Below are 22,268 nucleotides of genomic sequence, written 5' to 3' on the forward strand. Positions count from 1 at the left end.
CCCAGCTTTGCCAGTCAGTAGCTGGCAAAGCCAATAAAAAACGCCCGGACAGCAATGCCCGGGCGTTTTTTATTGTGCGATCACAATATCGCGGATGGCGCGAATACTAGATCTGGAAGCGTTGCAGCAGACAGACGGCTTCTGCCGCAATCCCCTCTTCACGGCCGACAAAGCCCAGCTTCTCGGTAGTCGTGGCCTTTACGTTGATCGCATCGCGCAGCAAGTTACAGTCCTCGGCGATGTTGGCGCACATCTGGTCGATATGGGCAGACAGGCGCGGTGCCTGCGCCATGACGGTGGCATCGATATTCACAATGGCGTAGTGCTTGGCGCGTATGAGCTTGACCACGTGGCGCAACAGCTCGCGCGAATCAATGCCCTTGTAGCGCACATCGGTATCCGGGAAATGCTTGCCTATATCGCCCAGCGCCGCCGCGCCCAGCATGGCATCGCAAATGGCATGCAGCAGCACATCGGCATCCGAATGCCCGAGCAGGCCTTTGCTGTGCGGAATATCCACACCGCCGATAATGCAGCGGCGCCCTTCAATCAGTTGATGTACATCAAAGCCATGGCCTATACGTATCATGCTTGTTCTCCTTGGGTCTGGTCAGCCCGCAGAATGGCTTCGGCCAGCCAGAGATCCTGCGGATAGGTGATTTTAAGATTGCGCAGTTCGCCCTGCACCAGCAGGGGTTTCAGGCCCAGCGCCTCGACGGCTTGTGCTTCGTCGGTGGGAATATAGTCAGGCAGCTGTCGGGTGTGCTCCAGCGCCCGCTTCAACAAGCCATGTGGAAACATTTGCGGAGTCTGCGCCTGCCACAGCGTATCGCGCGACTCAGTGCGCTGCACCCGCTGCTCGGGGTCAGCGCGCTTCAGCGTGTCGGCCAAAGGTATCGCCAGTATCCCCCCTACGCTATCCTGCTGCACAGCATCGATCAGGCGCTGCAACAAATGAGGTGTCAGCATGGGGCGGGCAGCATCATGCACCAGCACCCAGTCATGCTCACCCACCAGGCTTTGCATGGCGCTCAACCCATTCAGCACGGAATCCGAGCGCGTATCACCGCCCTGGTAATGGACATGCAAACGCTCAGACCTTGGCAAATCGGGCTGCGTGGCCCAGATGTCATCGTCTGGATTCAGCACCACATGCACGCTGCTGATACAGGGACTGGCGAGAAAAAGATTCACGGTACGCAGCACCACAGCTTGGCCGAGCAAGGGCAGATACTGCTTGGGGAGAGAGGCTTGCATGCGGCTACCAGAGCCACTTGCCGGGATCAGGACATGACTTTTTTGCATGCCCAGATTCTAGCATGCCGACCTGGCGGAAACAGACGAAGGCAGAAACAGGAACACATGGTTGGCTGACAGCAAGTTCGCTGACAGCCGGGCGCCGCATTTCAAACTGCAGGAAAGCAGGCTAAACCAGTTGTCCCACATGCTGGCGTACAGCATCGGTGACTATCGCATCCAGCCCCTGACCTTGCTGCTCATTCACATGGCTGACCAGTTGCTGGCGCATGTTATGCGCCCAGAAGCGTTTGATATGGCTGACAATTTCATTTTTTGCCAGCTCGCGATCAGGGTATGCAGAAAAAAACGTGCCAATCTGGTTGGCCATGGTAATCAGATGCTCAATATTCATGTCGACTCTTCAAAATCCCCGTAAATAATCTTTTCTGCGCCTGCATACACCACATGCTGGTGACTGCGGGTAAACCCGACCAGTGCAATCCCGCTGTTTTCTGCCACGCGAATCGCGAGGCCAGTAGGCGCCGAAATGGCCACCAGCATGGGGATCCCGGCTGTCACGGTTTTTTGCACCATTTCATAACTTGCCCGGCTGGTCGTCAGCACAAAGCCGCGCCTGTCATCCCCGGCGCGCGCAATCGCCCCTATCAGCTTATCAAGCGCGTTGTGCCTGCCCACGTCTTCGCGCACCATGCGTATCTCGCCTTCCGGACTTACCCAGGCACTGGCATGGGTAGCGCCCGTCAGCGCTTGCAGGGGTTGGCTTTTCTGTATGCTTTCCTGCGCCCGCAATATCGCTCGGTAATCAAACTTCAGGTCAGATGCCACCACTTTTTCGGGGATGCGCAAGGCCTGCTCCAGACTCTCGGCACCGCACAAGCCGCAGCCGGTACGCCCGGCCATGCTGCGACGTCGCTCCTTGAGATTGGCAAAGCACTCGCTGGCAATCTCCATGCGCAGTTCAACGCCTTTTTCCTGCGGCACGATATCCAGCCCGTAAAGATCACTGGGCTCACGCAAAATGCCTTCGCACAGCGAAAACCCAAGGGCAAAATCGGCCAGATCATCGGGCGTTGCCAGCATCACCGCATGCGAAATATCGTTATAAATCATGGCGACTGGCATTTCTTCCGCCACGCGATCCTGCAAGGCGGTTACGCCACTTCCTTCCCCATCAGCACGCCACTTTCTGACGGGATAGAGACCGGTAATATCCAACCCGGTCTCAGCATTCACTAATTTTTCAGTCACACATCTCTACTCAATCCGCGCCTCTTTAGCTGTGTTTTGCGCAAAAGCAATCTGCTCTTCACTGAACTGCCGATAGCTGCGCTGCCAGTCGGAAAGCTGTGAAACACGGGTGACCTGCACTGCCGTTACCTTGAACTCGGGACAATTTGTCGCCCAGTCGGAGTTATCGGTGGTGATGACGTTGGCGCCGGATTCCGGATGGTGGAAGGTGGTGTAAATAACGCCAGGCTGTACACGCTCGGTAATCTTGGCGCGTAGCACCGTTTCACCTGCACGGCTGGCAATCCCCACCCAGTCACCTTCGCTGATGCCGCGATCTTCAGCATCATGCGGATGAATCTCGACCATATCCTCAGGATGCCAGGCCACGTTATCGGTACGTCGTGTCTGCGCGCCTACATTATATTGCGAAAGGATGCGGCCCGTGGTCAGGATCAATGGATACTTGGCATTGACCTTTTCCGTAGTCGGCACGTATTGCGTAATGAAGAACTTGCCCTTGCCGCGCACGAATTCGTCAATGTGCATGGTCGGCGTGCCATTCGGGAATTCATCGGTGCAAGGCCATTGCACGCTGCCCAGTTCGTCCAGTTTCTTGAAGCTGACGCCTGCGAACGTGGGCGTGAGCGCCGCAATTTCATCCAGAATGTCCGAGGCATGCTTGTAATGCATGGGGTAGCCCAGTGCCGTGGACAGCTTGGCGGTGATTTCCCAATCCTCATAGCCATTCTTAGGCGTCATGACGCGACGGACTGGCGAAATACGCCGCTCGGCATTGGTAAAGGTACCGGTCTTCTCCAGGAAAGATGCACCTGGCAGGAACACATGGGCGTACATCGCGGTTTCGTTCAGGAACAGATCCTGCACGATGACGCACTCCATGGATTCCAGCGCGTGGGTGACGTGTTGGGTATCCGGGTCAGACTGGGCGATATCCTCGCCATTGCAATACAGCGCCTTGAAGCTGCCTTCAATCGCCTGATCCAGCATATTGGGAATGCGCAAGCCAGGGTCAGCCGACAACGGACGACCCCAGGCGGATTCGAACAAGGCACGGGTAGCATCGTCCGACACATGGCGATAGCCTGTGAACTCATGCGGCATAGAGCCCATGTCGCAGGAACCCTGCACATTGTTCTGGCCACGCAAGGGGTTAACGCCCACGCCTTCACGCCCGATATTCCCGGTAGCCATGGCCAGGTTGGCAATGCCCATCACCATGGTGGAGCCCTGGCTATGCTCGGTCACGCCCAAACCATAATAGATGGCCGCATTGCCGCCAGTGGCAAACAAGCGTGCCGCCGCGCGTAAATCAGCAGCCTTGATGCCCAGTTCGCTTTCCAGCGCTTCTGGCGAATTTTCTGGCTTGGCGACAAAGTCGCGCCACATTACAAAAGAATCCCACTCGCAGCGGGCCTTTACGAATTCTTCGTCAACCAGACCTTCAGTGACGACCACATGCGCCATGGCGGAAATCAGCGCCACATTGGTACCTGGGCGCAGCTTGAGGTGGTAATCCGCCTTCACATGGGGTGACGACACCAGGTCGATCGCCCGTGGATCGGCCACAATCAGCTTGGCGCCCTCACGCAGGCGGCGCTTCATTTGCGAACCGAATACGGGGTGACCATCCGTAGGATTGGCACCAATCACCATGATGACGTCCGACTTCATCACCGAGTCAAAGGTCTGGGTGCCAGCGGACTCACCCAGGGTTTGCTTGAGGCCATAACCAGTGGGTGAATGGCATACGCGGGCGCAGGTATCGACGTTATTGCTGCCGAACACGGCACGCACCAGCTTTTGCACGACATAAACTTCTTCATTGGTGCAACGCGAAGAGGTAATAGCACCGACCGACTCCTTGCCATACTTGCCCTGAATGCGCTGAATTTCACTGGCGGCATAGGAAATTGCCTCGTCCCAGGACACTTCCGTCCACGGATCGGTAATGCTCTTGCGGATCATGGGTTTTGTAATGCGATCCTTGTGTGTGGCGTAACCCCAGGCGAAGCGCCCTTTCACACAGGAGTGTCCATGATTGGCGCCACCATCCTTGTTCGGCACCATGCGAATCAGTTCTTCGCCCTTCATTTCGGCGTTAAACGAGCAGCCAACGCCACAGTAGGCACAGGTGGTCGTCACGCTATGCTCGGGCTGACCGTGCTGTATCACCGACTTTTCCATCAGGGTAGCGGTCGGGCAGGCCTGCACGCAGGCACCACAGGACACACATTCAGATTCCAGGAAATTGTTCACGCCGGAAGCGACTTTGGACTCAAAGCCACGGCCTTGAATGGTCAACGCAAAGGTGCCCTGTGTTTCTTCGCAAGCGCGCACACAACGTGAACAGACGATGCACTTGGAAGGATCAAACGTGAAATACGGATTGGAGGTGTCTTTTTCGGCACGCAGGTGGTTTTCGCCTTCGTAGCCATAGCGCACTTCGCGCAGGCCCACGGCGCCCGCCATGTCCTGCAGTTCGCAATCACCATTGGCGGCACAGGTCAGGCAATCCAGCGGGTGGTCGGAGATGTAAAGCTCCATCACACCGCGGCGAATATCGGCCAGCTTGGGGCTTTGCGTGCGGACTTTCAGCCCGTTATCCACTGGCGTGGTGCACGAAGCAGGATAGCCGCGGCGGCCTTCGATTTCCACCAGGCACAACCGGCAGGAGCCGAATGGGTCCAGGCTGTCGGTCGCGCAGAGTTTGGGGACGCTCACGCCTGCGACCATGGCCGCATGCATGATGGAGGTGCCAGCAGGTACCGTGACGTCAGTGCCATCAATATTGAGGGTCACTTGCTGATCGGAATGGCTGGCTGGGGTACCGTAATCTTTTTGGTGTTCCATGGCTATCTCCTAAATACTGCTCAGGCCGCTTGTGCTTTTTTATTAAGGCCGAAATCTTCTGGAAAATGGTTGATCGCGCTCAACACCGGGTATGGCGTCATGCCGCCCAGTGCGCAGAGCGAACCATTCAGCATCGTGTCGCTGAGATCGCGCACCAGGGCAATGTTCTGCGCGTGGTCGCGGCCTTGCATGATCTTGTCCATCACTTCCACGCCACGGGTTGAACCGATGCGGCATGGCGTACATTTGCCGCAGGACTCAATGGCACAGAATTCAAAGGCATAGCGGGCCATTTTGGCCATGTCCACGGTGTCATCAAACGCCACAATGCCACCATGACCAAGCACCGCCCACAATTTGGAAAACTCTTCGTAATCCAGTGGCGTATCAAACTGCGACTCCGGCAAATAGGCACCCAGCGGGCCGCCAACCTGCACCGCCCGGATAGGACGCCCGGTGGCCGAACCACCGCCAAAGTCATACAGCAACTGACGCAAGGTGACGCCAAAGGCTTTTTCCACCAGGCCACCATGTTTGATATTGCCTGCCAGCTGAATAGGCAGCGTGCCGCGGGAACGGCCCATACCGTAGTCACGGTAAAAAGCGCCGCCTTTATCCAGAATAATCGGCACACTGGCAAAGGAAATCACGTTATTGACCACGGTCGGCTTGCCGAACAAGCCTTCAATTGCGGGCAATGGTGGTTTGAAACGCACCAGGCCGCGCTTGCCCTCCAGGCTTTCCAGCAGCGAGGTTTCTTCACCACAGACATACGCCCCGGCAGCGCGACGCACCTCAAGCTCAAAGGCATGGCCGCTGCCGAGAATATTCGGCCCCAGATAATGCTTTTCACGGGCATGTTGAATGGCTTCATTGAGCACGGCCAGCGCATGCGGATACTCGGAGCGCAGGTAGATATAGCCCTGCGTAGCGCCTACTGCCAGCGCCGCAATCGTCATGCCTTCAATCAGGACAAACGGGTCACCTTCCATAATCATGCGATCTGAATAGGTACCGGAATCGCCTTCATCGGCATTGCAGACGATGTATTTCTGATCCGCCTTGCAGTCGTGCACGGTTTTCCACTTGATGCCGGTCGGGAAAGCCGCGCCACCGCGGCCGCGCAGGCCTGAGTCGGTCACCTGTTGCACGATCTCAGCAGGCTGCAGTGCCAGGGCGTTTTGCAAACCGCGATAGCCATCGTGCGCAAGATAATCGGTGAGGGATACGGGATCGGTAATGCCGACGCGGGCAAAGGTCAGTCTCTCTTGCTGCTTGAGCCATGGCAGCTCATCTGTCACGCCCAGCTTCAGGGCATGGGCACCGCCATTGACAAAGTCCGCAGCAAACAGCGACGACACATCCGCGACATCGACCGGGCCATACGCAATCCTGCCGGCGGGTGTTTCCACCTCCACCAGCGGCTCAAGCCAGAACATGCCGCGCGAACCATTGCGTATGATTTCAACCGCCAGATTCTGGCGTGCTGCGTGCTCGGCAATCGCCTTAGCGACTTTTTCCGCTCCCAGTGACAAGGCACTGGAATCGCGGGGAACATAGATACGGGTCATTACACCACTCCCTTCGCTTCGGCAATAATCGCATCCAGCCGCTTGGGGCTGACGCGGCCATAGACTTCTTCATCCACGGTAATCGCCGGGGAGCAGGCGCAATTGCCCAGACAGTACACCGGCTCTAACGTGATACTGCCGTCAGAGGTGGTCTGATGGTAATCAATGCCCAGCGATGCTTTCGCATGCGCTTCGAGTTCGGTGGAGCCCATGGACTGGCAGGATTCGGCGCGGCATATCTGGATAACATGGCGTCCGGGAGGATGCGTTCGGAAGTGGTGGTAAAAAGTGACGACGCCGTGAATTTCGGCTACAGAAAGATTAAGGGCTTTGGATATGCTGCCATAGCTCTCCTCCGGCACATATCCCACGTCGTCCTGTATGGCATGCAACAAAGGCAACAACCCGCCAGGCAGTGCCTTGTGTGCAGTAATGTGCGCGTCTATACGCGCTGCTTGCTCAGGTAACACAACATCTCCTCTACTACAAAACAACTTGGTTTTTATTATTCGAGTTCGTTGAGACTGCCTGTTTACATTTTGATACAATTTTAGAAAGCGTGTCAAATCACAAGTTCATTAATTTTGCATGTGCTGACACGCGAATTGCCGAGCTTATGAAGCATGCCTGTGAATTAAGTTGCGCCATCAGAGTCGGAGTTGCATCAGTTCGGCTTCGCTGAAAAATGATTTATGTGGGATAGCGCTAGCCAGAAGCCATGGATTGTGCCTACACTAGCCTATTAACCCCACAAAAAATCAGGTTAAGAAGGACATGCTGATCCAATCGGCATGGGCTGTACAGTAATTTATAAGTCGTTATAAAAAAATGTTTTATGTCGTTGTTTTTTAGTATTTTTCAATAACTCTTGGAGGAGTTGCTATGAGTCTGGAAAGCTTGAAGGGCCTGGGTGTTGAGATTCCATATCAGGCCAAATATGACAATTACATTGGCGGTAAATGGGTAGCTCCTGTAGACGGCGAATATTTCGATAACATCAGCCCGGTGACTGGCAAAGTGTTCTGCAAGGTCGCCCGCTCTAACGATAAGGATGTCAACCTGGCACTGGATGCGGCACATGCCGCCAAGGAAGCCTGGGGCAAGACCTCGACCACAGCCCGCTCCAATATTCTGCTTAAAATCGCCGACGCGATGGAAGCCAACCTTGAAAAAATCGCGATTGCCGAAACCATAGACAACGGCAAGCCCATCCGCGAAACCATGGCGGCAGATATCCCGCTCGCCATTGATCACTTCCGTTACTTTGCTGGCGCGGTGCGCGCTCAGGAAGGCGGCATCAGCGAAATCGACCACGACACCATTGCCTATCACTTCCATGAACCACTGGGCGTTGTCGGCCAGATCATTCCCTGGAACTTCCCGATTCTGATGGCGGCATGGAAACTGGCACCAGCCCTGGCTGCTGGCAACTGTATTGTCATGAAGCCGGCCGAACAAACGCCAGCTTCCATTCTGGTGGTCATGGAAATCATCGGTCACCTGTTGCCACCCGGCGTGCTGAATGTGGTCAACGGCTTTGGCGTAGAAGCAGGCAAGGCGCTGGCCACCAGCCCACGCATCGCCAAGATCGCCTTTACCGGCTCCACTTCCGTGGGTCGCCTGATCATGCAATACGCATCGCAAAACCTGATTCCAGTGACGCTGGAACTGGGTGGCAAATCCCCGAACATCTTCTTTGAAGACATCATGGACGCCGACGATGCTTACTTCGATAAATGTCTGGAAGGTTTCACCCTGTTTGCATTGAATCAGGGCGAAGTCTGCACCTGTCCTTCGCGTGCCCTGATTCAGGAATCCATCTACGAGAAATTCATGGAGCGCGCACTGAAGCGCGTCAAGGCTATCAAGCAGGGCAACCCGCTGGATGCTTCGACCATGATCGGTGCGCAAGCATCGAGCGAGCAGGTCGAGATCATCATGTCTTACATCAAGCTGGGCCGTGAAGAAGGCGCGGAAGTGCTGACCGGCGGCAACGTCACCAAGCTGGCTGGCGAACTGGGCGAAGGCTATTACATCGAGCCTACCGTGTTCAAGGGCCATAACAAGATGCGCATTTTCCAGGAAGAAATCTTCGGCCCTGTGCTGTCGGTGACCACCTTCAAGGATGAAGCCGAGGCTCTGGCGATTGCCAATGACACCATGTACGGCCTGGGTGCCGGTGTGTGGACGCGTGATGGCAGCCGTGCCTTCCGCATGGGCCGTGGCATTCAGGCTGGCCGCGTGTGGACCAACTGCTACCACCTCTACCCTGCCCATGCCGCCTTCGGTGGTTACAAGCAATCGGGTATCGGTCGTGAAAACCACAAGATGATGCTGGATCACTACCAGCAGACCAAGAACCTCCTGGTCAGCTACAACCCTAACGCATTGGGCTTTTTCTAAACCCTGGCTGTTTTAAGGGGTCATACCAGCGAGAGCGACGGAGCTATTACCCGTCCTCTCGCTTTTTCATTTTTATTGTGTGCTACATTCAGTAGCGCTTGAACAGGAGTTACCTATGACAGCAGCACGTATTGTGGCAACCCCCGCAGCAGAAGCGCTTATTGATGAGCTGAAAGCCAGGCATGGCAATCTCATGTTTCACCAGTCCGGTGGTTGCTGCGAAGGCAGCGCCCCCATGTGTCTCCAGGAAGGTGAATTCATGATAGGCAGCTCGGATGTCAAACTGGGCGATGTGCATGGTGTGCCTTTTTATATGGCGAAATTCCAGTTTCAATACTGGGAGCATACGCACATGACACTGGATGTGATTGCCGGTCATGGCGGCATGTTTTCGCTGGAGCAGGCAACCGGCAAACATTTCATCATACGTTCCCGACTGTTTACTGACGAAGAATGGCACCAGCTCGCCCCGATTGAAAGCTGCAGTTAGCCAAAACCAGAGGTAAACGTTACCCTACCCACACACGAGCTTTTCAATAAAATACGGCACAATAGCAAGCTGATTATCAGCAAACTGACTATTCCGACCAACCCATCGCGCACGGTGTTAATAAACACGGCCCAGCCACTTTTATAGTGTTGAACAAAGCAGCCAAGCCTATGGAAACCGATGAAACTATTTAGCCGAAAACTACGCTATGCAGCCATTCGCATCCCGCTGATCTATTGCGTATTTGCGGTACTGTGGATCATGGCGTCGGATCAGATACTGGCATTACTCCTCCCCGAAGCCGCCAGCATTACCCATTTTCAAACCCTCAAGGGCCTGCTGTTCATTCTGCTCACAGCCGCCCTGCTCTATCATCTGATTCACCGCCAGCAATTGCTGGCATCGCGTTATAACAGTCTGACGGTGCATGCCAATGACAGCATTCTGCTGTTCGACCATCAGGGCAAACTGGTGGATGCCAATGACCGGGCCTTGCGCATGTATGGCTACACGCGCGATCAGATGCAGCACATACACGCCCGCCAGCTGTTGCCGGATGCCACCAGCGATTGGCGCAGCTCCTTTCTGGCAGAGGCGCAGCATAACGGCATTATTTTTGAATCCGAGCACAAGCATGCGGATGGCAGCACTTTTTCGGTAGAGGTCAGCGCCTGTCTGCTGAAAATTGGCGGTAGTGATTATATTCAGGCCATTGTGCGCGATATAACCGAGCGCCTGCGCGTTGTCGAAAAACTGCGTGAGAGTGAACAGCTTCTCGCCCATATGTCGGCCATTGCCCATATCGGTGGCTGGGAATTTGATGTGGAAACCGGTATTGGAAGCTGGACGCGGGAAGTCGCGCATATTCATGGAGTGGAGTTCAAGGACAACATTTCTGCCGAATTCGGCCTTGGATTTTATGAAGCAGAATCCCGCGAGAAAATTGAAGCCGCCATTCAACAAGCCATCGACCATGGCAAGCCTTACGACCTGGAGCTGGAACTGGTCACCGCCCGTGGCATCCGCAAATGGGTGCGCACCGTCTGTACACCGCACATCATCGACGGCCGCGTGCTGAAGCTGCAAGGCTCGTTTCAGGATATCAGCGATCGCAAGGTGGCCGAAGATAAAATGCGGCTCGCCACGCTGGTGTTTGAAAACAGTAGCGAGGCCATCATGGTGGTAGATGCAGAGAGCCAGATTTTGTCGGTGAACCCCGCTTTCACGGAAATGACTGGTTACACCGCGCAGGAAGTGGTGGGCAAAACGCCTAAAATCCTCGCCTCTGGCAAGCAGGACCGCAAATTCTACGAAGAAATGTGGCATTTGCTGGATAGCAATGGCAAATGGCAAGGCGAGGTGTGGAACCGCCGCAAGAATGGGGAAAGTTACGCCGAGTGGCTGACCATCGATACCATTTACAATGAACACGGAGAAGTCATCCGCCGGGTGGCCTTATTCTCGGACATCACCAAGAACAAGCAGAATCAGGAAGTCATCTGGCGGCAGGCCAATTTTGACCAGCTCACCGGCCTGCCTAACCGCCGTATGCTGCACGACAGATTGAATCAGGAAATCCTGAAAGCGGACCGCAACCATCAGATGCTGGCGGTATTGTTCCTGGATCTGGACCGCTTCAAGGAAGTCAACGATACCTACGGTCACCTGATGGGTGACCAACTGCTGCAGGAATCTGCACATCGCCTACTGCACTCCGTGCGCGAGTGCGATACGGTGGCGCGCCTGGGTGGGGATGAATTTGTGGTGATTTTGTCCGGTCTGCAAGATAAGGATGTGGTGCAGGATATTGCCCAGTCCATCCTGAAAAAATTCGACACCCCTTTTCAGCTCGACAATGACCTCACCCATGTTTCTGTCAGCATCGGCATTACCATTTATCCGGAAGATGGCAACGCGGGGGAAGTGCTGTTCAAGAATGCGGACCAGGCCATGTACGTCGCCAAAAACAATGGCCGCAATCGCTATTCCTACTTCACCGCGTCCATGCAGGCACATGCCCAGAACCGCATGCGGCTCAGCAACGACTTGCATCTCGCGCTGCCGGGACAGCAATTCGAGTTGTATTACCAGCCGATTGTGGAGCTCGCCACCGGTCAGGTACACAAGGCCGAAGCGCTCTTGCGCTGGCAGCACCCCACCCGCGGCATGATTCCTCCTGACAATTTCATTCCATTGGCAGAAGAGACCGGGCTTATCGTGGATATTGGCAACTGGGTATTTTACGAAGCAGCACGTCAGGTCAAACGCCTGCAGTCGCTGCATCACGCCAGCTTCCAGATCAGCATCAACAAATCTCCCGTGCAATTCCATAACGAGACGCACGGGCATGAGGCATGGATTTCGTTTTTGCTGATGAATGATCTGCCCCGTCAGAGCATCGTGGTGGAAATTACCGAAGGTCTGCTGATGCATACCGACGAAAGTATTTCTGCCCAGCTGCTGGGGTTCCGCGATGCGGGCGTGCAGGTGGCGCTGGATGACTTCGGGACAGGCTATTCATCCCTCTCATACCTCAAGAAATTCGACATCGACTACCTGAAGATAGACCGCATTTTTGTACGCAACCTGAGCCGCAACTCCAGTGATATGGCCTTGTGCGAGGCCATCGTCATGATGGCGCACAAGCTGGATATCAAGGTGATTGCCGAGGGTATCGAAACAGAAGAGCAGCGCGAACTATTGCAACAGATCGGCTGCGATTTTGGTCAGGGCTACCTCTTCTCGCCGCCCTTGCCCGCGCCAGCTTTTGAAGCCTACCTTCGTCCCTGAAGTCTGCCGCAGAAAATGGGCAAAAAAATACCCGCCATCGGGGATAACAGCGGGTATAACAGGCTCACTCATCAGAGAGAGTCACAACATTAAGAGTCAGGAAATGTTGTGAGTTCATAATAGTGGCCTTCCGGTTTCTTATCTGTCGGCATTTGTCTGATATGCATGTCAGACAGCGGATTTAAACGCCTGGCATGCCATCCGGGCTCTTGAAATCCCCATTCGCTGGTAATACCCTTTAAAAAAACAGAACGCATATCCCTCGGGCTCCCTGCCTCAAGGATTTAGCTGGCATTGGTATTGCTAGGATTAACCCCATATATTCATGTAAAGCTTCGTTCTATATCGCCTTGGCCGTTGCAGGCTTCAGGCAAACGCGTTCATCCAGTTCTTGTCGATGCTTAACCGTGGCGCCCTGCGCCGCCTTAGTCATGGGAGTGAATGGTTGTGCACAAGCTAACAGAAACCACGCCGTTTTTTCATCAACCATCGCGACCGCAACCTGAGCCGCCGCGGGTAATCAGCGATCTTCTGGCCGATGTCGGGCTTTCCATCAATGGCAACCAGCCATGGGATATCCAGATCTACGATGAAAAAGTCTACCGGATGATTCTGTACAAAGGCTCGCTGGGATTTGGCGTGGCCTATATGGAAGGCTTGTGGGAAGCAGAACAGCTGGATGAAACCTTTCATCGCCTGCTGAGCGCCGATCTGGATCGCAAGTTGAAAGGCTGGGCCCGTGTTCGCTTATTGACGGAAGCCGTGCGCCATCGCATCTTCAATTTGCAGTCGCAAGAGCGTGCTTTTACCGTGGCCCACAAACATTATGACATCGGCAACGATGTATTCGAGGCCATGCTCGACTCCACCATGAGCTACTCCTGTGCCTATTGGGAACACGCCGACAATCTGGAACAAGCACAGCAGCACAAGCTCGACATGATCTGCCGCAAGCTGGCGCTCAAGCCTGGCGAACATCTGCTGGAAATCGGCTGCGGCTGGGGCGGCCTCGCGCGCTATGCGGCGGAGCATTATGGCGTGAATGTCACCGGCATTACTGTTTCCAAAGAACAACAAGCATTGGCCCAGCAACGCTGCGCGCACTTACCCGTTGAGATCAGGCTCATGGATTATCGTGATCTGCGCGGGCAGTACGACAAAATTGTGTCCGTTGGCATGTTTGAGCATGTGGGACCCAAAAACTATTCAGTCTACTTTCAGCAGGCGCACGACCTGCTCAAGCAGGATGGGTTATTCCTGCTGCATACCATAGGCAATTATGTGACGGCGCCCAACACCGATGCATGGATAGACAATTACATCTTCCCTAATGGCAAGATTCCGTCGGCTAACGAAATTACGCACGCCATTGAAGATAAATTCATCCTCGAAGACTGGCACAACTTTGGACAGGATTACGACCGCACGCTGATGAGTTGGTGGCAGAACTTCAACGAGGCCTGGCCTACGCTTTCAGAGCAATATGGCGAGCGTTTTTACCGCATGTGGCGCTATTACCTGATGTGTTGCGCGGGCTACTTCCGCTCGCGGCAAGGCCAGCTATGGCAGCTGGTATTGAGCAAACGTGAAAAGAGGCAGGTTTATCGCTCTGTCCGCTAGCGCATACGCGTCAAAAGCCAGTAGAATCGATAGACAAAAAAATACCCGCCGTTGGGGAAACGACGGGTATATAACGAAGGGTTGTGCAATACTTCTATTAGGGAATGAAAATATTGCAGAACCAATGGTATATATTTCCCGCTCATGCTCTCAGACGAGTTTGTCTGTCGACTTTGTAGGATTAGTCCTACAAGCCTTGACTGCCAACAAAACGCCGTTTGAGAGCATTTATTTTTTTATGGATTATCAATTACTTAATAAGTAATGCTTACTATCCACATAGGGTTTGATAGCTAATTCTAAAAATGTAACAGTTTGTAAAAGTTTTAAAACCGCGACTTCTCTCCGCACGTTCGTCTCATTTTTTATTAAAACCGCCTGCTCCACTGCACGGAAACAATATTGACGTCGCTGTCATAACTCCCGGTAATACGGCCATTAAAGCCGGCAGATGCACTACTCTGGTTGTCATCTATACGCGCATCCCTTAAAAACAAATGGGCATAGCCCACATCCAGACGATCCTTTTCTGAAAAGTCCCAGCCTGCGCCCAGGGTGAGCCAAAGCCGGTCATTGCCCGGAATGCGCGTGGTGCGATCACGCTCGTTCATGGCTTCTTCATCGTAAGCCAGCCCGGCACGCAGCTTCCATTGCGGGTTATACCGATAGCTGACACCGAGCGAATAGCGCATGGTGTTGCGCCAGTTTTCCGGGGTCAGGCTAAGCACAGTGCCGTTGCTATTGAGAATCCGCAATTCATTGAACTGGCTCCAACGTGTCCAGCTGATATCACCCAGCAGCTCCCATTGTTCATTCACATGATGAACAGCGCTCAAGGACAGGGATTCAGGCAAATCCAGATTGGCGCTGATCTTGCCGTTATTAGCCGCCAGCGCCTGTCCGAACTTCACCGTGCCCTCCAGATGCTGCACCACGCGCGAACGGTAAGTAAGGCCAATGCGCGTATCATTGGCTGGCTGATAGATGGCGCCGAGGTTAAATCCATAGCCCCAGTCATCGCCTGAAATATTGGCCGTGCTCTCACTCGTGACCAGGTTGACCGCGCGCGTCAGCTCGGCATCGGCATACATCACCGATACACCCACGCCCAGTGACAAGCGATCATTGACCCGAAATGCCACGGCGGGGTTGATGTTGTAGGTTTTGAGTTCCGACTTCACGGCCTGAAAGCGGCCTATCCAGTCCTTGTCATATTCCGTTTTGAGGCCAAAAGGTGCGTTCACGGCAATACCAATCCGTATGTCTGGCGTGACCACATGCGAGTAATAAAGATTGGGCACCACCGCCCAGCTGCCGAGGTCACCACCTTCCCCCGTGCCAGGCCGGCCCAAGGCACTCACCGAGCCCTCGTTGTTGAAATGCCCTGATGGGCGAATGGCATGCGCCCCCACCACCAGTTGCGATTGCGGCAGATAGACCATCCCCGCCGGATTGAAATACACCGTGGTGGCATCCTCCGCACTGGCGGCGGCGCCGGCATAGGCATTGCCCATGGCGCTCACGCTTTGCTCAATCAGCGAAAAGCCTGCGCCATGTGCCGCCGAGGGCAGGAGAATGGGAATCGCCACCACCGAAAGTGTCCTGAACAGCAGACCTATCGCTACCTGATTATTCCGCATAATCCCCCCCGCTTTTTTATTTTAGTAAGGTGTCTGGTGTTTACAGTGTGTGCTCAAATACCGATAACTCACTGGGTCTGCCATACAGATACCCCTGATAGGCATGGCACCCCACCTGCTCAAGAAACGCCTGCTGATACGGCTCCTCTATGCCCTCTGCAATCACATCCAGCCCCAGGTTTTTACCCATGGCGACGATGGTTTGCACAATCACGGCGCTGTCATTTTTTGGCGCATTGTCCTGGATCTCGCGCACAAAGCTCTGGTCTATCTTCAGCGAGTCCAGCGGCAAGCGCAGCAATAGTGAAAGCGAAGAGTAGCCTAGCCCAAAGTCATCCATGGAAAGCGAAACGCCAATACTTTTGAGTGCCTGCATCTTGCTTACAATGTCATCAATATTCTGTATCACCAGACTTTCCGTCAGCTCCAGCACCAGCAATTTTTCATTGCAGCCGCTTTCCAGCAAGGCATGGCGCACTTGTTCGACAAAATCTGCCTGCCCGAACTGCATCGCGCTGACATTGACGGACAGTCGCAGCTGGCTGGTCTTGGCATGGTGGCTCCACTTGCCCAGCTGCATGCAGGCTTGCTGCAGCACCCAGTTGCCAATCGGAATAATCATGCCGGACTCCTCCGCCAACGGGATAAACTCCCCGGGTGGCACCATGCCACGTTCGGGGTGGTGCCAGCGCAGTAACACCTCCGCGCCCGTTGTCCGCAATTCGCCATCCACTTGAGGCTGGTAATAAAGCTCAAACTGGCCCAGCGACAGGGCAAAACGCAGGTCATTTTTGAGGCTGGCCCGTGAATCAATCACCGGCAGCATGCTCTCATCAAAAAAGCGATAGTTGTTGCGGCCCGCCCGTTTGGTCTCATACATGGCGGCATCGGCGCGCTTGAGCACCTCTTCCACGTGCATGCCCTGACGATAAAACATGCAAATGCCAATGCTGGCAGAGCATTGATGCTTGTAATTCCCCAAGTCAAACGGCAGGCTGATATCGGCAAGAATCTTTTCGGCAATCTGGCTGGCGGTCTGGATGGCCGCACTTTCATCGCGGCCAATGTCTTCCAGCAACAAGACAAACTCATCCCCGCCAATGCGCGCCACCGTGTCGTGATTTCTCACGGCACGCAGTAAACGCGCCGCTACCTCTTTCAGCAGCAAATCACCAAACGCATGGCCGCGGCTGTCGTTCAGGGTCTTGAAGTTATCCAGATCAATAAACATCAGGCCGCCAATGCGATGAGAGCTTCGACTATTGTTAAGCGCCTGCGAGAGCCGCTCCATCAATAGCCGGCGATTGGGCAGATTGGTCAAGGCATCAAAATACGCCAGGCGCTCAATCTCATCCTGCGCCTTCTTGTAAGCCGTTTCGTCCTGAATCAGCGAGGCAAACCCGATAATGCGGTTCTGGTCATTCTTGATCGCGGTATTGAACCATTCGCAATGAATCACCCGGCCATCACGCCGCACATTGTCATGCTGCCAATGCTGACCGCCGGCCTCATGCGCCAGCTTGCTCATGATGTCCTGCGCCATCATCTGTCCGTCGGGGGGCACAATAAAACTCATGTGCCGCCCCAACGCTTCCGAGGGCGGATAACCGAAGATATGCTCGGCAGCGGCATTCCACGAGGTGACCCTGAAATTCACATCCCACTCAATCACGGCAAGCGGGGTATGGTCGATATGCAGCTTCTGGCGCTGAGCCATGGCATTGATGGCCTCCTGGCTCTCGTGCGCCATGATGCGCAACACGATGTTTTCGCGTAGCCGATTGGCTAATTTAAAGCTGGCAATGGTGACATATAAGATAAACAGCAGCAGATTGACGGCCATCAACATGGAGAAGTGATTGCCGCCCCAGAAAAACCGAGGCAAGCCCAGCAGTATCAACCCACCCGCAAAAGCATAGGCGGTAGGCTTATCGGTGGCATACGCCATGACGGCGCCGCCACACACCCCTGCCAGTGCCAGCGTCAGAAAGGCCTGATGCGCTGTATCGTGAGGATAAAAAAGGAAAATGCCAGACAGGCCCCAGGCAATACCGCACAACCCCGACAAGGCGCGGAACCAGTTAAGCCAGAACCCTGGAGGATAAGCATGCACAGGCGTGCGCTTGTAAACCCAGACCAGCGCCTTGCGCAAGCCATAGACAATCAGAAAAAATGTCATCCAGGCCAGGCATACCGCCAGTGGAACTACATCCAACTGCACGTACACCAGCAAACTTGCCACAATCGCCGCAAACACAAACGACCGCGTGCTACTGGCGTAGAGCATCTCCACGATTTCCAGCGTTAAATCTGAATGCTTACCCGAATATAACAATGCTTCTGGCGACGGCCGATATCCATTCCCTGACATACCCTCTCCGCACTGATCTTATTATTTTTTTACTCTTAATTAAGGTATCGTCGCATGTGCTTTTTTCTTTAATAATCCTCATGCAGACAAGTACATGCTACTCCTCTACTGCGAATACAGCACGTCATTGCTTTCGCATGAAAATCTGCACAACATGGCGTGCATAAGCACACGAGCAAGCGCAATTGCACTACCATACGCATGCGTTGCACCATGAACCACAAAAACCAGACAGGACATCACAAGCACATGAGCAAGATCATCGTTGAACACAATCCATCCAAAGACCATCTGGCCACGCTGGGCGTCACCAAATGGCCTACCTGGAAAAAAGAAGTCTCCGTATTTCCATGGGTATTCCCCGAGCAAGAGGTTGCCTACCTGCTGGAAGGCGAATGCATCGCCACGCTGGAAAACGGTGACACCGTCAAATTCGGCAAAGGCGATCTCGTCACCTTCCCTGCTGGTCTCAAAATTCAGTGGGAAGTAAAACAGCCTCTCTACAAACATTACAAGCTTGATGGCAACGCCCTGACCCAGGTCTTCAGAAGAATCCTGCTCAAAATCAAAGGCTAACTCCAGGCGCCAACAGCCTTAAGCCTGCCATTAGGCAATAAAAAAGCCCCATGCAAGCATGGGGCTTTTTTATTGGATTACGCCTGAGTGTAATCAGTGATGCCTTAGCTCAGCGCTTGATCTGCACGCTGATCGGGTCGCACAGTGATACTCAGTCAATCCGCATTTAACTTAATGTTTTCTTCTTGCTGGCAGGCTTCTTCGCTGGCGATTCTGCTTTTTGTGCCGCAGGCGTTACCGCCTCTTTCTCAGCCACGGCCTTCTTCACCGCTGCTTTGACGGCAGCAGGCGCTTCTTCCACCGCCTGCTTGGATGACTTGGCCTTCACCTTGGGCTCGGCATCAGCCTTGCTTTTAGCCTTGATGGCATGCATGCGTGCACGCCACTCATGCAGTTGCTCGTCCTCGATTTCCAGCTGAATCGCCAGGGCCTCTTCCTTGCTGAGCTTGTCTTTTTGCAAACGGCGCGGCAACTTACCTGCCATTCTGGAAAGCAAACGCTCCTGCTCTTCCGCACTCAGCTTTTTGGCCTGCTCCAAATACTCCGGACTACTCATCTTCATAACTACCCCCGATTTACATCATAAATTCAAGGGCTCAAGTCTATAGCAAGGCGCGACAGGCATGCGTTACAGTTTTGCGTCACTTTAATGACAACTCGACATAACCCTAACAAAAAAGCCTGATTCGCCCACGCAACAAGGTAAAATCACCCCATGAACGGAACCACCCTACAAGCACTCCGCCTATCACTAGGCTACACCCCACAAGAAGCCGCCTACATGGTCGCCGCCGTCCCCCTCGCCACCTGGAAAAACTGGGAAAGCAACACCCAGCCTATCCCCGACGAAATAGAAAATACCCTGCGCAAGCTCGTCAGCTACAAACGCCAGCTGATTGAAGAAGCCCGCGGCCAACTTCTGCACATCTGCAACGTGCAAGGCATGCCCGAGTCACTCTCCCTCACCTACTACGGCACCGAAACCGACTGGCTCACACAACAAGACGCCACCGCCGTGCAATGGAAACCCCACTGCATGGCCATGGCCGCCCTGGCGGAAGAGTTTCCCGTGATTGAGTTAGTGCTGTTTGACAACAACGCCTACCAAAGCTGGCTAGACGGCCGCCTGGATAGCCAATTGATGCGAGATCAGTGGGCGTCGGTGGTGACGCGATGAGATGAGTATGCAAATAAAATGGCGATTAATTTATCAAGTGCGAATTACTTAAAGAGCATCATCAGGCGCACACTCACTACTTATGCTAATTACCCTGAGTGATCTAAACTCCTCCCCTTCTGTTGTAATACGCAAGCACTTATCACCTTTAACGTAGTTGAATATACAAAAGCTTTTGTTATCTACAGAACAACTCTCAAGCTCATAAAATTTTCTACTTATAATATATTTCTCAAACCCAATGTAATCATATTCGTTTACTCTATGCATTCTCTTCGGTTGCCAACCTTCAGACAAAAGACGATCTCTTTTTTTTAAAAAAAATGAACCAACCTCCCCACCCAATATTGCATCAACATTAGCAGAATATGAGACATTTAACGTACAAAAAAATATAAAAAATAAGACGATATAAAGTTGAATATATACCATTTTAAATTAGAAATTAGAACGGGATTTTTTATTCTGATTTTATCAAATAAAAATTATTGTTTTTGAACTCATAAAAATCAGTCGAAAAAGCACCAACCTCAAAACTATCTTTGTCTATTCTCTTACCTCTTATAATAAGCAACCGACTACTTTTTTTATAAACTATCTCGAACTCCGATTCAGCACTGTCAGAAGTATCATACATAGCTGGAAGTTGGCTCACTACTTTTCCACTCTTTGTATCTATCACCCCACCATAAAGGCAACCACCACCACATGCATATGTAAAAATAATATATTTTCCAGAAAAGTTTACTGGTTGTTTATAAGCATTAATTAAGATAGTTTTTATTGATCTATTTTCTTTCGAAACAACAAGATTATTTTTTTTAAAATCGGTTACCAATGGAGCTGGATATTTTTCAAATTCATCTTGAGCATATATGTTTATTGAGAAAAAAAATAATATAAATATAAGTAAATTTTTCATAATAAAGTTGAATATATACCATTTTTTAATTTATAAATTAGAAAAGAATAAAAAAATATTTTAATTATTAATGGTGTTGCCTTGAGCCTACAAATAATAAAATCTACCATGTACTTTTCCCGCCCATGTGGAGATCATATCTTCCGGCATGTTTTTAAAAAAACCACCTTCAGCTTCAAAATTATTTTTTATGTTAAACAGTCTATTATATTCTTTGTACGGTAAAAAGAGTCATAATCAAAGAAGACCGGGTCTTCAGCCAAAGCTGGGAGAGATATAAGTGATTAAATTAGGATTAACTTTTTAATCATCTGCATGATTGAGGACTTGTTGACCAAAGGGAATTTGGCCTTTGGAAATTCATGAAATCCAGGGAAAAACATTTCCCAAGCCGCCTGAATTTGGCCTAGATGATTTTATATCGGATGCAAAACCTGTTTTTTCTAAAAATATCAGAAAGTTATCGCAAATTAATGAATGCTTTTTTGCTAAGAACCAACTATTTCTTAGGGCGACTAAAAAAAACTGCTCCAGTTAAGGCGAAAATAAATGATATTACTCCCCATAAGATAAAATACATATTGGCAATATCTGGATTTGTATCAAATAGACTGCCATTGCCTTTAAGAATAATTTTTCCGTAAAGGTATAAGCTACCCCAGCAAATAAGAGATCCCAAAACCACACCCAAAAAAACACCTAGAAAAAGTTTTAGTATTTTCATGCTATTGGAAAAAAAAGTATAGATTTTGATTTTCTAAAATCCGACCAAATACCATCAATTACAATGTTCCAATGTACTCTAAGGCCTGTTCCAAATCCAGTTAATTTATCTCCATTCCATAAATCTATATGTCCACCAGTTAGCGCCTCTGAATTGTCGCCATCTTGAAGCCAATAACCATTGAAAAATATAATTCCTGTTCTATTCTTAACCTTACTAACCCAATCATAACCTGTAATATTTTCAGGTTTTTGTGGAAGCCCACAAAAAGGAACTAATTTTAGCCACTCTGCCAATTCATAGGCACGGGTAGCTGTCGGAAGACCATTTAATAGAATTCTACCCAAAGTAGGTTTACCTGGCATTGGTTTAACTGTCTTTTGTGAGAAAGAAAGCATTTTTATGCCAACTTTATGAAATGTGGAACTTACTCTAATGGCACATTGATTTTTATAGTATCCATTGGGATCGTTATATGGATTACCACTGACATAGTTATCCCATAGTTCAGAAAATTTTATCGGCTTAATTTCGACACTACAAATTGAATCTTTTATAGTATTGGTTTGAACCTTTATGCTGTCAGATGCTTTTTTCATGTCTACTCCCCACGGAAGGGATGC

18 protein-coding genes are annotated in these 22,268 nt (G+C 52.0%); 6 read left to right on the forward strand and 12 right to left on the reverse strand.

The window, feature by feature from the left end; translation table 11 throughout:
* Nucleotides 1-106: 106 nt before the first annotated feature.
* The 7 genes from ispF to ACWWD9_RS08065 all read right to left on the reverse strand — a co-directional run bounded on the left by ispF (nucleotide 107) and on the right by ACWWD9_RS08065 (nucleotide 7,402).
* Nucleotides 107-589, reverse strand: a complete 483-nt coding sequence (ispF, locus tag ACWWD9_RS08035; protein ID WP_013442038.1) for a 2-C-methyl-D-erythritol 2,4-cyclodiphosphate synthase — start codon at nucleotides 587-589, stop codon at nucleotides 107-109.
* Nucleotides 586-1,305 (reverse strand): 2-C-methyl-D-erythritol 4-phosphate cytidylyltransferase, encoded by a 720-nt coding sequence (gene ispD, locus ACWWD9_RS08040; RefSeq protein WP_455866700.1) that lies wholly within the window; start codon nucleotides 1,303-1,305, stop codon nucleotides 586-588. The genes ispF and ispD overlap by 4 nt, the downstream gene beginning before the upstream one ends.
* A 121-nt stretch (nucleotides 1,306-1,426) precedes the next feature.
* Nucleotides 1,427-1,651 (reverse strand): formate dehydrogenase subunit delta, encoded by a 225-nt coding sequence (locus tag ACWWD9_RS08045; RefSeq protein ID WP_013442036.1) that lies wholly within the window; start codon nucleotides 1,649-1,651, stop codon nucleotides 1,427-1,429.
* Nucleotides 1,648-2,508: a formate dehydrogenase accessory sulfurtransferase FdhD gene (fdhD, locus tag ACWWD9_RS08050; protein ID WP_455866701.1), complete on the reverse strand. Its 861-nt coding sequence runs from the start codon at nucleotides 2,506-2,508 to the stop codon at nucleotides 1,648-1,650. Before fdhD ends, ACWWD9_RS08045 begins: the two co-directional genes overlap by 4 nt.
* A gap of 6 nt (nucleotides 2,509-2,514) precedes the next feature.
* The gene (fdhF, locus tag ACWWD9_RS08055; RefSeq protein WP_013442034.1) at nucleotides 2,515-5,361 is read right to left on the reverse strand and encodes a formate dehydrogenase subunit alpha; all 2,847 of its coding nucleotides are present in this window, start codon (nucleotides 5,359-5,361) and stop codon (nucleotides 2,515-2,517) included.
* Nucleotides 5,362-5,381: 20 nt separating this feature from the next.
* Entirely contained in the window at nucleotides 5,382-6,932 is a 1,551-nt protein-coding gene (locus ACWWD9_RS08060; protein ID WP_455866702.1) for a formate dehydrogenase beta subunit, read from the reverse strand.
* On the reverse strand, nucleotides 6,932-7,402 hold the full coding sequence (locus ACWWD9_RS08065; RefSeq protein WP_015829927.1) for a formate dehydrogenase subunit gamma: 471 nt from the start codon (nucleotides 7,400-7,402) through the stop codon (nucleotides 6,932-6,934). Before ACWWD9_RS08065 ends, ACWWD9_RS08060 begins: the two co-directional genes overlap by 1 nt.
* Nucleotides 7,403-7,814: 412 nt before the next feature.
* On the opposite strand from ACWWD9_RS08065, the gene adh reads away from it, so the two are divergent.
* The 4 genes from adh (at nucleotide 7,815) to cfa (ending at nucleotide 14,235) form a co-directional block, all read left to right on the forward strand.
* A complete protein-coding gene (adh, locus tag ACWWD9_RS08070) occupies nucleotides 7,815-9,335 on the forward strand; it encodes an aldehyde dehydrogenase (protein WP_013442031.1) in 1,521 nt (506 codons plus the stop codon).
* A gap of 115 nt (nucleotides 9,336-9,450) precedes the next feature.
* Nucleotides 9,451-9,825: a DUF779 domain-containing protein gene (locus ACWWD9_RS08075; RefSeq protein ID WP_013442030.1), complete on the forward strand. Its 375-nt coding sequence runs from the start codon at nucleotides 9,451-9,453 to the stop codon at nucleotides 9,823-9,825.
* Between the two features lie 180 nt (nucleotides 9,826-10,005).
* The gene (locus tag ACWWD9_RS08080; RefSeq protein ID WP_455866703.1) at nucleotides 10,006-12,615 is read left to right on the forward strand and encodes a sensor domain-containing protein; all 2,610 of its coding nucleotides are present in this window, start codon (nucleotides 10,006-10,008) and stop codon (nucleotides 12,613-12,615) included.
* A 441-nt stretch (nucleotides 12,616-13,056) separates the two neighbouring features.
* On the forward strand, nucleotides 13,057-14,235 hold the full coding sequence (gene cfa / locus ACWWD9_RS08085) for a cyclopropane fatty acyl phospholipid synthase (RefSeq protein ID WP_013442027.1): 1,179 nt from the start codon (nucleotides 13,057-13,059) through the stop codon (nucleotides 14,233-14,235).
* Between the two features lie 368 nt (nucleotides 14,236-14,603).
* Here cfa and ACWWD9_RS08090 read toward each other — a convergent pair whose 3' ends face one another.
* Both ACWWD9_RS08090 and ACWWD9_RS08095 read right to left on the reverse strand, forming a co-directional pair.
* On the reverse strand, nucleotides 14,604-15,875 hold the full coding sequence (locus ACWWD9_RS08090) for an OmpP1/FadL family transporter (RefSeq protein WP_455866704.1): 1,272 nt from the start codon (nucleotides 15,873-15,875) through the stop codon (nucleotides 14,604-14,606).
* A gap of 40 nt (nucleotides 15,876-15,915) precedes the next feature.
* Nucleotides 15,916-18,162 carry a putative bifunctional diguanylate cyclase/phosphodiesterase gene (locus tag ACWWD9_RS08095; protein ID WP_455866705.1) on the reverse strand — a complete coding sequence of 749 codons (2,247 nt, stop codon included), beginning with the start codon at nucleotides 18,160-18,162 and terminating at the stop codon, nucleotides 15,916-15,918.
* Nucleotides 18,163-18,495: 333 nt separating this feature from the next.
* On the opposite strand from ACWWD9_RS08095, the gene ACWWD9_RS08100 reads away from it, so the two are divergent.
* Entirely contained in the window at nucleotides 18,496-18,822 is a 327-nt protein-coding gene (locus ACWWD9_RS08100) for a cupin domain-containing protein (protein ID WP_015829922.1), read from the forward strand.
* A gap of 166 nt (nucleotides 18,823-18,988) precedes the next feature.
* Here the strand turns inward: ACWWD9_RS08100 and ACWWD9_RS08105 are convergent, their stop codons facing one another.
* Nucleotides 18,989-19,384 carry a hypothetical protein gene (locus tag ACWWD9_RS08105; protein WP_015829921.1) on the reverse strand — a complete coding sequence of 132 codons (396 nt, stop codon included), beginning with the start codon at nucleotides 19,382-19,384 and terminating at the stop codon, nucleotides 18,989-18,991.
* Between the two features lie 153 nt (nucleotides 19,385-19,537).
* Here ACWWD9_RS08105 and ACWWD9_RS08110 point away from each other — a divergent pair, with 153 nt between their 5' ends.
* On the forward strand, nucleotides 19,538-19,999 hold the full coding sequence (locus tag ACWWD9_RS08110) for an Aca2/YdiL-like domain-containing protein (protein ID WP_455866706.1): 462 nt from the start codon (nucleotides 19,538-19,540) through the stop codon (nucleotides 19,997-19,999).
* Between the two features lie 460 nt (nucleotides 20,000-20,459).
* Here ACWWD9_RS08110 and ACWWD9_RS08115 read toward each other — a convergent pair whose 3' ends face one another.
* Both ACWWD9_RS08115 and ACWWD9_RS08120 read right to left on the reverse strand, forming a co-directional pair.
* Nucleotides 20,460-20,921: a hypothetical protein gene (locus ACWWD9_RS08115; RefSeq protein ID WP_455866707.1), complete on the reverse strand. Its 462-nt coding sequence runs from the start codon at nucleotides 20,919-20,921 to the stop codon at nucleotides 20,460-20,462.
* A 720-nt stretch (nucleotides 20,922-21,641) separates the two neighbouring features.
* On the reverse strand, nucleotides 21,642-22,244 hold the full coding sequence (locus tag ACWWD9_RS08120) for a type VI secretion system amidase effector protein Tae4 (RefSeq protein WP_455866708.1): 603 nt from the start codon (nucleotides 22,242-22,244) through the stop codon (nucleotides 21,642-21,644).
* Between the last annotated feature and the right edge of the window lie 24 nt (nucleotides 22,245-22,268).

The organism is Methylovorus sp. SPW-M1, from assembly GCF_053848825.1.

Bases quoted from the DNA above. Each gene is read 5' to 3' on its own strand.
- ACWWD9_RS08120 (WP_455866708.1), bottom strand. From the start codon at position 22,244: ATGAAAAAAGCATCTGACAGCATAAAGGTTCAAACCAATACTATAAAA.
- ACWWD9_RS08115 (WP_455866707.1), bottom strand. From the start codon at position 20,921: ATGAAAAATTTACTTATATTTATATTATTTTTTTTCTCAATAAACATA.
- ACWWD9_RS08105 (WP_015829921.1), bottom strand. From the start codon at position 19,384: ATGAAGATGAGTAGTCCGGAGTATTTGGAGCAGGCCAAAAAGCTGAGT.
- fdhF (WP_013442034.1), bottom strand. From the start codon at position 5,361: ATGGAACACCAAAAAGATTACGGTACCCCAGCCAGCCATTCCGATCAG.
- ACWWD9_RS08075 (WP_013442030.1), top strand. From the start codon at position 9,451: ATGACAGCAGCACGTATTGTGGCAACCCCCGCAGCAGAAGCGCTTATT.
- ACWWD9_RS08060 (WP_455866702.1), bottom strand. From the start codon at position 6,932: ATGACCCGTATCTATGTTCCCCGCGATTCCAGTGCCTTGTCACTGGGA.
- ispF (WP_013442038.1), bottom strand. From the start codon at position 589: ATGATACGTATAGGCCATGGCTTTGATGTACATCAACTGATTGAAGGG.
- cfa (WP_013442027.1), top strand. From the start codon at position 13,057: ATGGTTGTGCACAAGCTAACAGAAACCACGCCGTTTTTTCATCAACCA.
- ispD (WP_455866700.1), bottom strand. From the start codon at position 1,305: ATGCAAAAAAGTCATGTCCTGATCCCGGCAAGTGGCTCTGGTAGCCGC.
- ACWWD9_RS08080 (WP_455866703.1), top strand. From the start codon at position 10,006: ATGAAACTATTTAGCCGAAAACTACGCTATGCAGCCATTCGCATCCCG.
- ACWWD9_RS08100 (WP_015829922.1), top strand. From the start codon at position 18,496: ATGAGCAAGATCATCGTTGAACACAATCCATCCAAAGACCATCTGGCC.
- ACWWD9_RS08090 (WP_455866704.1), bottom strand. From the start codon at position 15,875: ATGCGGAATAATCAGGTAGCGATAGGTCTGCTGTTCAGGACACTTTCG.
- ACWWD9_RS08045 (WP_013442036.1), bottom strand. From the start codon at position 1,651: ATGAATATTGAGCATCTGATTACCATGGCCAACCAGATTGGCACGTTT.
- adh (WP_013442031.1), top strand. From the start codon at position 7,815: ATGAGTCTGGAAAGCTTGAAGGGCCTGGGTGTTGAGATTCCATATCAG.
- ACWWD9_RS08110 (WP_455866706.1), top strand. From the start codon at position 19,538: ATGAACGGAACCACCCTACAAGCACTCCGCCTATCACTAGGCTACACC.
- ACWWD9_RS08095 (WP_455866705.1), bottom strand. From the start codon at position 18,162: ATGCTCTACGCCAGTAGCACGCGGTCGTTTGTGTTTGCGGCGATTGTG.